General features: G+C 68.5%; 5 protein-coding genes. 4 read left to right on the top strand and 1 reads right to left on the bottom strand.

All coding sequences use genetic code 11. The features are described from left to right. The gene (locus WCS02_RS01860) at nt 1-1,314 is read right to left on the bottom strand and encodes an SIR2 family protein (RefSeq protein ID WP_340288892.1); all 1,314 of its coding nucleotides are present in this window, start codon (nt 1,312-1,314) and stop codon (nt 1-3) included. 471 nt (nt 1,315-1,785) lie between these two features. Between WCS02_RS01860 and WCS02_RS01855 the strand changes: the two genes are divergently transcribed. Genes WCS02_RS01855 through WCS02_RS01840 form a run of 4 tightly spaced genes read left to right on the top strand, consistent with a single transcriptional unit; the run spans nt 1,786 to nt 10,445 of the window. Further along, nucleotides 1,786-6,771 carry an AAA domain-containing protein gene (locus WCS02_RS01855; RefSeq protein WP_340288889.1) on the top strand — a complete coding sequence of 1,662 codons (4,986 nt, stop codon included), beginning with the start codon at nt 1,786-1,788 and terminating at the stop codon, nt 6,769-6,771. A 53-nt stretch (nt 6,772-6,824) separates the two neighbouring features. Continuing rightward, nucleotides 6,825-7,079, top strand: a complete 255-nt coding sequence (locus WCS02_RS01850; protein WP_340288885.1) for a hypothetical protein — start codon at nt 6,825-6,827, stop codon at nt 7,077-7,079. Then, nucleotides 7,076-8,452 carry a DUF262 domain-containing protein gene (locus WCS02_RS01845; protein WP_340288882.1) on the top strand — a complete coding sequence of 459 codons (1,377 nt, stop codon included), beginning with the start codon at nt 7,076-7,078 and terminating at the stop codon, nt 8,450-8,452. Before WCS02_RS01850 ends, WCS02_RS01845 begins: the two co-directional genes overlap by 4 nt. Beyond that, nucleotides 8,445-10,445 carry a DUF262 domain-containing protein gene (locus tag WCS02_RS01840; RefSeq protein WP_340288880.1) on the top strand — a complete coding sequence of 667 codons (2,001 nt, stop codon included), beginning with the start codon at nt 8,445-8,447 and terminating at the stop codon, nt 10,443-10,445. The genes WCS02_RS01845 and WCS02_RS01840 overlap by 8 nt, the downstream gene beginning before the upstream one ends. Nucleotides 10,446-10,484: the final 39 nt, after the last annotated feature.

The raw sequence follows: 10,484 nt of genomic DNA, 5'->3' as shown, positions 1-10,484 counted from the left end.
TCAGCGCCGTTCCGGGCCGGGGGCCCGGTTCCGTCCACCCAACGTGGCGAGAGCCTCTTCCACGACGTGCCAGGCGGCGGTCTGCTGCTCGTCGGCACTCACCTCGCCGCGAAGATCGTTGAGCTTGTCTCGAAGGGATGTCTCCGCGGGAGTGCGTGGCATGGCGTCGTACCGACCGTCCAGGAGGAGCACCTCGCGACCGTGTCGGGCGGACTCTGCACACCAGGACAGCCGGTCGAGGAAGAGTTCTAGCCGTCTCGCGGCCACCAGGACCCTGCGATCAGGCTCTACACCAGGGTCCTCGTCGGCCAGGCACACGCGATCGAGGTCGTCTCGCCACAACCGCTCCCTGGCCCTATCGGCCTGCAGCGCGAGCACTGTCCCCGCTTTTCGGCCTTGCGGGTGCGCGTCGTGCATCAGGCGGCGGACCTGGTGAGCGAGACGAGCGAAGTTGTCGTCGACGAGGGAGAACCCGACGAAGAGCATGTGCCGGGTCATGAGGAGCGCCTGCACCATGCCGGTCACGGGAGAGCGTGCGTCGGCGTAGTCCAGATAGTGCGACTTCGTGAGGACGATGTCTTTGGGAGCTTCGACGTCGCCGTGCATCTTCAGCAGCCACGGTGACCCCGCTTGAGCGTGCTGGCGGGGTAGGACCCGGAGCGGGTGCTCCTTCGGGTGCAGGCTCTCGGATGCGAGCTCGTAGCCGTTGTCGTAGTTGGTCGTGACCACGGCGTCGGTACGCAGGCCCGCCAGCAGCATGTGCGCCGGCGCGCAGGTCGAGAGCCGGAACCGCTGCGCCATGAACTGGTGGAAGTCGTCTCCCAAGATGTCGCTCAGGATCTGCGCGGCGTCTGGTGGTGCCAGCGAGCTCAGCTCTTTGGGGTCCTGCTCCGCCCGCTCCGCCAGCTCGTGCAGCAGGCCCCTCCAGCTCGGCAAGCCTGCGGCCATGCTGACCCCGGCACCGAGGAAGAGGACCAGCTCCCCCCGGGCGGCCTTGTGACCCATCTCGTCCGCCCGGTCGAGCTCAACAGGCGTCAGGGCGTCCGAGCCTGGCACGTGCGCGCCCACCCGGGCCGCCTGGACGGCGGCGAAGTCCTGGTCGTCGTACAGGACGAGTGCCACGTCGACTCCCAGCCGTTCTGCGGCGTCTTGGAGGGCCGGGACGGCGGCCGCCACCACCTCCCCGCGACGCTCCGCCAGCCCACCTGCCCCTGAGCCGGCGAGCGGCACCCCGACCAGTGGGAGCGCGCGGTCGGTCACGCCGACCAGCTCGGCAGCCGCCCGCTCGATGGCCTGGACGAGGCTCGCGGCCACCCAGGCACCGTCCTTGTCCCAGGCGTCCGTGCGGGCGAGCCAGATCTGACGCCGGCCTACCTTGTCCGCCCGGAGCACACGGTCCTCCGTGCCCCAGCCTTGAGGGCGCTCCATCGTGAGGTGGTGCCATCCCTGCCCGTCCGCCCGGGGGGCGTGCGCACCCACCAGCGGGAGCCAGGGCGTCGTGACGGCCAGGTCCCCGGACATGGGGACGACGACGGCGTGGCACTCCAGTCGCGTCAGGTCCCCTCGGAGGGCGAGCAGTTGCCCGAGGCGGTCGGCGCCGATGGTCTGTCTCCCTCGATGGTCCCGGTGGTGGCCGCGACGCTACCTGGCACCTGGACAGCAGGCGACCGACTGCTGACACCATCCATCTGTTCGGGTAGGTGCGGAAAACCGGTCACGCCGCGCCTGGCTGCTCCAGACTGTCAGGCTGACACCGCGCCCTGCGCGCGACGGGGAGGACTACACGTGACCAGCGCCATCGAACGGCCCAGTAGTGACATGACGGACCCGCGCCTGCAGTCGGCGCTCGGACTCTTCCGCTACCTGCGTGCCGCCCAGGAGCTGCGCAGCACCCCGGTCCGCGATATCAGCGTGTACCGGCGCGAGGAGCAGCGGCTCCTCTGGTTCGTCGACCTGCCGGAGCACGACGCCGTCGAGCACCCCCTTCTGGCTGAGGACCCCCCGGCCGACGGTGCGCCCGTCCTCTTCGTCCGACGTGTTCCGGTCGTCGTGGCACCCGTGCCTGACGAGCGCCTGACGCCGTGGCTCACCTCGCTCGACTGGGACGACCCGGCGCGCGCGCCGGAGCTCCGTCCCTCGCGGCTGGTGCCGAGCGAAGACCTGGACGGACCCGGCTCATCGGTCGACGTCACCGACGTTCCCGGCATCACCAACCTCTTCGAGGGGTGGCTTCCTCGCTGGCAAGCCTGGGCCGAGCAGGAGCTCGCGGCCCAACCTGTCCGTGACCTGTACGCCGACCTGCACCACGCCTACACCCGGTCGACCGCCCAACCAGAGGAGTTCGAGCTGGTGCTGGGGGTCGGCCTGCTGGGATGGCGTCCGCTCGGTCACGAGACCGTGCGGCGGCACCTGGTCACGAGCCCGTGCGCCATCGACTTCGATGCGGCCACCGGTGGCCTGTCGGTCCGCGTGAACGCGGCTCTGCAGACCCTCAACGTCGAGCTGGAGATGCTCGACCCCGAGGTCGTGCCCAGCTGGCCGGACGCTACCCGGGCGCAGAGGGCGCTCGAGGAGTATGCCGGCCACCCCCTGGACTCCGCAGCGCTCCATGGCCCGCTGAGCGCCCTCGCCCACTCGGTCTCGGCAGCCGGGTCGTATGACACGGCATTGGAGGCGCCGGCGACCGGGGTCGAGGCCAGGGCCTCGTTCGCCCCCGCACTGATCCTGCGCAACCGGTCCCGCAACGGCATCGCCGACATCTACAAGGCCATCGTGAAGCAGCTCGAGAGCACGGGCGTGGTACCTGACGGACTACTCCCCCTGATCGACCCTGATCACGTCCCGCCGGTGCAGGCGATCAGCGCCGACGGCGCTGTCATCCCCGTCGACGACGAGGTGTTCCTGCCGATGCCGGTCAACGACCGGCAGCGTGAGGTAGTCGAGACCGTGGACCGAAAGGCTCAGACCCTGGTCCAGGGACCACCCGGCACCGGCAAGACCCACACCGCGGCGGTGCTCATCTCGCACCTGCTCGCTCGCGGACAGCGTGTGCTCGTCACGGCGCAGACGGACCGGGCCCTGAAAGAGGTTCGCGAGAAGCTGCCGGAGCAGGTGCGGTCTCTGGCGGTCTCCGTCGTGGGCGCAGGTCGGGAGGACATGGCCAGCCTCAAGACCGCGGTCGAGTCGATTGCCTCACGGGCGGCCGACCATGACGGCGCAACGTCGCGACGGGTCGTGGACCGCGCCCTCGCCTCAATCGAGGACCTGCGTCGTCGACGGTCGAACACCTTCTCTGAGCTGCTCGCTGCTCGTGAGGGGGACGTGCGCCAGCACGAGCACCTGGGGTACCGAGGCTCGCTGGCTGTCATCGCCGCCCGCCACCAGGAGGAGCGCCCCCAGCACGAGTGGGTCGAGGACGTGCTAGGTGGTCTGGTCCGCGGTGACTGCCTGCTGAGGGTGACCGACGCCGCCGAGTGGCTGCACCTTCACCTTCAGGAGCACACCCCAGAGGACAGGGGGGAGGCCGGGGCACGCCTGGTCGACCTCGACCGGCTCCCCTCCCCTGCTGACTTCGCCGCGCTGGTCCACGCGGAGCGGGAGGCCGTATCACGAAACGCGACGCACGAGGCCGTCCGCAGCCACGGCGCCTTCGACGTCATGCGCACCCTGTCCCCCGGGGCCCGCACGGAGGTGCAGACCACGCTGCACCGGTTGGCCGCCGAGGCACGTGAGCTGTCCGAGCGCCGGGAGCAGTGGATCGGCGACGCCCTGGGCGATGTCCAGAAGGGACGCGACCACGGCTGGCGCGCCCGCCGCGACGAGGTGGCCTCCCGCGTCCCCCAGGTGGAGCAGCTCCTCCGGTTGCTGCCCCGACCCTTCGCGGTCACGGTGGACGAGGACCGCCTGGACCCGCTGGCGCGGATGGCCGCAGCCGTCCGAGACCACCTCGCCCCCGGCGGTGCCCTCAAGACCGATACCGCCGGTGAACCCAAGATCGGGTGGCTGACGACCAAGGTCGTCAAGGAGAGCCAACCGTTGTTCGACTCGGTCCGCGTGAACGGGCTGCCCCCGACGTCGCACGAGACGCTCGACGCGTTCGTCACGTGGTGCAACGTCACCCGCCTTCTCGACGACCTCGACCGACAGTGGCCGGTCGGGCTGCGGATACCGCAGGAGGACACCCCAGGGGAGCGGTTGCGCTGGCACGTGACAGAGCTGTCCATCCTCGATCGGGTCCTGGCCCTGGCAGACGAGCTCGCTGGACAACAGACTCGGCTCGCCCAGCTTGGGCTGCCCACCCCCCGTTGGGACGCCCTCGACGCCGTCACCGCGTACGCGGCCACCGTCGACGCGGCTTCGGCAGCCGATGCGCTGTCCAACGCGACCGCACCGCTTGAACGGCTCAACCGTGACCTCACCGACGTGGTGCAGTGGGCTGACGCAGCACCGGCCGTCGGGCACCTCGCCACCGCGGTCGACAACCGTGACCCGCAGGCCTACGACACCGCGCACCGCCGGGTGACTCACGTGCTCCGTGTCCGTTCCGACCTCGCCCGTCACACCAGCCTGACCGAACGGATCGGCCGGCACCTGCCTGGCCTTGCGGCAGCCGTCTCCCAGGACCGTGACGCAGCGCTGTGGGCGGGACGGCTCCGGTCGCTGCCCGAGGCCTGGCGATGGGCTGCCACCGGCACCTGGATCCTCAGCATCCAGTCCGCGGACGTCAACGCCCTGCAGGAGCGGCTGGCCGGGCTCGAGACGGAGATCCGCACACACGTCCAGACGATTGCGTCCACCCGGGCGTGGGCGCACGCAGTGTCCGACGAGCGGCTCAGCGGTCAGCGCAAGGCGGACCTGCTCCAGTACGCCCAGCTGGTCCGACGACTGGGCAAGGGCACTGGCAAGTACGCCGGGCAGCGCCAGGCCGACATCCGCGATGCCATGGCGAGGTGTCGCCCGGCGGTACCCGTCTGGATCATGCCGCTGTACCGGATCGCAGAGCAGCTTCGCGTCGAGCCAGACATGTTCGACGTCGTGATCATCGACGAGGCGTCGCAGGCAGGTGCCGAGGCGACGTTCCTGCAATACCTGGCCAGGCGGATCGTCGTCATCGGCGACGACCGGCAGGTGTCGCCGTCCGCGGTGGGGGTGGAGCAGCAGCAGCTGCGCGACCTGGCGATGCGGTACATCCCGGACGACCGGTACCGCGCGACCTGGGAGGACCCGAAGGTCAGCCTGTTCGACTCTGCTCGGATGCGATTCGGCGGCATGATCACGTTGACTGAGCACCGCCGCTGCGTGCCAGAGATCATCGGCTTCTCCAACGCCATTGCCTACGAGCCCGACGGCATCCGCCTGTTGCCGGTGCGGCAGTACGGCGCTGACCGGCTGGACCCGATCGTGCCGGTGCACGTGCCGGGCGGCTTCACCCGCGGCGTCACCCAGAAGATCAACCAGCCGGAGGTGGACGCCATCGTCGAGCAGGTCGTGAAGTGCTGCGCCGACCCCCGGTACGACGGGCTGACCATGGGCGTGATCTCGCTGCTGGGAAAGGCGCAGGCGCGCACGATCGAGAAAGCGCTCCTGGACCGGATTCCGGACGAGTGGGAGGTGCGCGAGCTGCGGTGCGGAGACTCCGTCGACTTCCAGGGCTCTGAGCGCGACGTCGTGTTCCTGTCGATGGTTGCAGCGGCCGAGCCGGGGCAACGGTTGATGCCGCAGACGCAGGAGATGTACGTCCAGCGGTACAACGTCGCAGCCAGCCGGGCGAAGGACCAGCTGTGGTTGTTCCACTCCGTCACCCTGGCGGAGCTGACCAACCCCGAGGACCTGCGCTACCGGCTGCTCGAGTACTGCACGTCGGTCGCCCGACGCGGCGACACGGCCGTCGAGGGAGCGGTGGAGCATGTCGTGCCCGAGGACGAGCGCGTCCCGCCCTTCGACTCACTCTTTGAGCAGCGGGTGTTCAACCGGATCGTGGAGCGCGGTTACACGGTCGTGCCGCAGCACGAGGCGATGGGCTACTCGATCGACCTTGTCGTGGTCGGCGGGCAGAGCCGGGTGGCGGTGGAGTGCGACGGGGACCACTGGCACGGACCGGCTCAGTACCAGCGCGACCTCGGGCGGCAGCGTGAGCTCGAGCGGTGCGGGTGGACGTTCTTCCGGGTTCGGGAGTCTGACTTCTACGTCGACAAGGCGGCGGCGCTGGCCGGGCTGTGGGCCCTGCTGGACGAGCGGGGGGTGCGACCGGCGGGGTGGTATTCCCCTGCCGAGGCAACCGCCACGAGTGTCCTCGAAGCGACCGGGGAGAAGGATGAGCCGACTGTCAGACTCGACCACGTTGACGAGCATGCAACCGGGGATGTGGCACCTAATGCGACGCCGACCAGTCCACCGGACACCGGGCCGGAGGCACTCAGACCGACCGTAGAATCCGAGAATCACGTCATTGCGACGCACGCCGATCCGATTGGAGACATCGATTCCCCCGTCTTCAGGCTTCGCGTTTCACGCAGTCCCGAGCGTCATGCCGAGGCACGGCTGACCGAGGAAGGCTTCGTCGTGCTTGGTGGCTCGTACGCCAGCAACGTGGTGGGCGTGATGCTTCCCGGATACAAGAGCCGCCGGGATCACCTGATCCGCAACGGACAGCTTCAGACCGTCCCTAGCGAGCGCTCGGTGCTTCGCCTAGTGAACGACCAACGATTCACCAGCCCCAGCCAGGCCGCCAGCATCATGAATGCGGGTAGCGACAACGGGCGCATCCGTTGAGTCACCAAGGAAGGGCTTACTTATGCCGACTGGGAGGCTCAGCAACGGCAGGCATGATGCTGCGTCCGGAACGCCCCGTGCCCTTCGCCCCACCAGCGAGACGCTTTCGCCTGCCCGACGCGCACCTTATACACGCCGGCACCGCCGGCGAGGTCCCCGCCCGGTACGCCATCCCCGGCGCCGGCGTCACCCTGCACGTGCACGCCGTCGACATCACCCCCGACCTCAAGGCCGTCGAGGCGCAAGTCGAAGGGATGGCGACCCACCTGCTGCCCAGGCACAACATCGAACCGGCGAGGAGCGCATGAGCATCGACGAACTCACGGTGACAACGGACACCCGTGGTTCGACCGCCCCCGAGCTCCGGCGGGTGGACGTCGTCACGGTCGGCAGCGTGCTCGACCAGCGTAGGCTCTCCATCCCCCGCTACCAGCGGCCCTACAGCTGGACCCCCGCGACCGCGCTGCAGCTCCTGGACGACATCCATGACGCCTTTACCACCACCGGCGCACCTTCGTACGTGCTCGGCGCGCTAATCCTGCACCGCCACGGCGACGACCGCCTCGACGTGATCGACGGACAGCAGCGCCTCCTCACCCTCCTGATGATCGTTCAGCTCCTTGACGGCCGACACGACGGGAAGGTGCTGCCTAGCGAAGCGCCCACCTCACCGGTCGTCCTCGTTCGCACGCAGCTCGCCGCTCGGATCAGGAAGATCGACAAGCGACAGGCCCTGAAGGAGTACATCCGGTCGAGCTGTTGGCTCGTCCAGGTGCAGACAGACGATGCGGACGAGGCCTTCCGCGTATTCGACTCCCAGAATTACCGCGGCAAGCCGCTTCTGCCGCACGACCTGCTCAAGGCGCACCACCTGCGGGCGATGCAGGACGAGAGCGAGGCCATGCAGTCCGCCGTCGTCGAAGGTTGGGAGAGGATCCCCGACGACCAGCTCGACCGGCTGTTCTCCGCCTACCTCTACCGGATCCGGCAGTGGTCCAACGGGCTGCCCGCCCGGCGCTTCACCGTTCGCGACATCGACCTCTTCAAGGGCATCTCACCTCACGGTGTGGCATCGCCCGCCGATCGGTACCACCTCGCGGCACAGGCCGCCGTGCCGATGCTGGCGGCGTGGAACCGCACGCAATCCGGCGCCGGTGACGAAGCCGCCGCAGCCATTCGGGACGCTCAGCGCGCCCGCTTTCAGCTCGACGCGCCGGTCACCGCGGGGCGCGCCTTCTTCGACATGGTCGCCTTCATGGACGAAGAGCTTCGGCGGCTCCGCAAGGAGCACTATCCGCCGGAGCACGACGACTTCGCCTCCACCGACGCGGACTTCCGCGAGCGATCGGGCAAGAGCCGCTTCCGCTACGTCTCCGAGCTGTTCCTCGCTGCGGTGCTGCAGTGCACCAACAAGTTCGGCGACAAGGACATCGACGAGCATCGCGACCGCCTGTTCCACTGGGCGTACTTCTTGCGCGTGACGAAGGCACGCGTGCAATTCGCTTCGGTCGACAACCGGGCTCGCGAGGCGGGGTCCGCTTTCGCCATCACCAAGGCGGCGTCGAGGCCCCGCGAACTCCGTCGCCTCGTGCTTACGCCAGCCACACCGGCCAGCGATCCTGATACCGACCCGACGCTGACCGCCTCACTACGCATCATTGAGGGAGGCCACCATGACTGAGCGCCCGGTACAGGCCGAACTGCTTTCCATCGGCGAGGTCTTCCAGGATGCCTCGTACCAGGTCCCGATCTACCAGCGGAACTACTCCTGGAGCGAGGAGGAGATCGGGCAGCTCATCGACGACATCTGGAGCGCCGCCAGGGACGCGGGCGCGGAGGTCGACGACGCGGCCACGTACTTCCTCGGCAACCTCGTGGTGGCCGAGCGGCCCGACGGGACGACACAGACAGAACTCCGGCACTTCGACGTCATCGACGGCCAGCAGCGGCTCACCACGCTGTCACTGCTACTCGAAGCCCTCGACACCCAGGCTGACCCCCACCGGCCGGGGCCCTACCTCCTGTACGCATCCCGGCCCGGGGCTGCAGCCGCCCTGGCAAACCCCGGCTCGCCAGACGGGGGTGGCGGCCCGGCCGCGTCGGTGCACACGGCATTCCGGATCATCCAGCAGTCCCTGGCCACCCATCTCGGCAAAGACGACAACGGGACGGCACGTCAGGCGTTCGCCACCTTCCTGTTGCAACGGGTCCGCCTGGTGCGGGCGACCCTCGACGCGTCCACCGACCTCAACCGCTACTTCGAGATCATGAACACCAGGGGCCAGCAGCTGGAGCAGGTCGACATCGTCAAGGCACGGCTGATGCGCCTGCTCGGCGACGAGCCCGACGACCAGAACTGCTTCGCTTGGATCTGGGACGCCTGCGCCGACATGGACACCTACGTCCAGATGAGCCTCACCCGCGTGGCCAGGGCGGTCGACCCCGTCAGCCTGCGGAGGCAGATCTTTGGGCCGAGCTACGACACGCTGCAGGGACATGACTTCGCCACGCTCAACACGTTCCTGCAACGCTTTCGTGGCGAAGGCGTCGTCGTGGTCGGCAGCCACGAGGACGGCGGCCTCGAGGAGGCCTTGGTCGCCTACGCACGAGCGCCTGAGCCCTCGGCAGCAGCCGACGGGGAGGGCTCTGACCGCTTCCGTTCCCCCATCATCTTTGCCAGCTTCCTGCTCCATGTACTTAAGGTCCTCGACACCGGCCCTTCGGCCGATGACGACACGGACGACGGTGGACTCGACGACAACAAGCTGATTGTGTTGTTCGACAAGCGGTTCGGGAGCCAGACGGATCACACAGGGAGCCGCGACGCCGTAAAGCGCTTCGCCGAGACCCTGCTCAGGTGCCGGTTCGTCTTCGACAACTTCGTGCTCAAGCGGGAGTACACGGGCAGGAACGGCGACGATGGAGACTGGTCGCTGCGCCGGCTGACCCAGGGCACGAAGCCGTCCTCGGTGACCTACCAGAACGCCTTCGCAGGTACCGAGGCCTCCGAAGAGGATCACGCCCTGCATCGCCGAGCGCTATTGCTGCAGTCCATGCTCCGCATCACGTACACCTCGCCGCGGACGATGCACTGGATCACCGCGGTGCTGCGCATGCCCGAGCTCGACAGAGACGGCAGTACGTCCGGCGCGGCCGTAGTCTCACGGCTCGAGGACTTCGCCAGGGCGCGGGTCCGCGCCGCCTACTTCGCCGGTAAGACGCCCTCAGGCTTCGCAATCGAGCGAATCGTCTTCACCTACCTCGACTACCTGCTACTACAGCGGGACAGCAGGACGGGCTACCGGTTCACGTTCCGCAACTCCGTCGAGCACTTCTTCCCGCAGCAACCCGACCGGGACCAGGCGGACGACGTAGAACTCCCGCAGGGGCTCAACTCGCTGGGCAACCTCGCTCTCATCAGCGTCGGCGCCAACTCCAAGTTCAGCAACAACACGCCGCGCCGCAAGAGCGACTTCATCAGGTTGATCGCTCAGAGCCCGAAGCTGCAGCTCATGGCCCAGCACGCTGAGACGTGGGACGACGAGGCGATCGACGCCCACTGCCGAGAGATGGAGCGACTGCTGGGGGAGGACGTGGCGAACGCGCCGCCGCCCGATCACCACCTCGGCGCTGTGAGCCAGCCCGGCAGCGGCGACCAAGGCACGGCAACCTAACTCAACACGTGGCCATGGCGTGTTGCTGTGGTGGAAGAA

It is taken from the genome of Aquipuribacter hungaricus, assembly GCF_037860755.1.
In the GTDB taxonomy this organism is placed as follows: domain Bacteria; phylum Actinomycetota; class Actinomycetes; order Actinomycetales; family JBBAYJ01; genus Aquipuribacter; species Aquipuribacter hungaricus.
This window is presented reverse-complemented; position numbering and strand designations above follow the sequence as displayed.

Excerpts from the sequence above, each read along its gene's own strand:
- WCS02_RS01840 (WP_340288880.1), top strand. The coding sequence starts at position 8,445 with ATGACTGAGCGCCCGGTACAGGCCGAACTGCTTTCCATCGGCGAGGTC.
- WCS02_RS01845 (WP_340288882.1), top strand. The coding sequence starts at position 7,076 with ATGAGCATCGACGAACTCACGGTGACAACGGACACCCGTGGTTCGACC.
- WCS02_RS01850 (WP_340288885.1), top strand. The coding sequence starts at position 6,825 with ATGATGCTGCGTCCGGAACGCCCCGTGCCCTTCGCCCCACCAGCGAGA.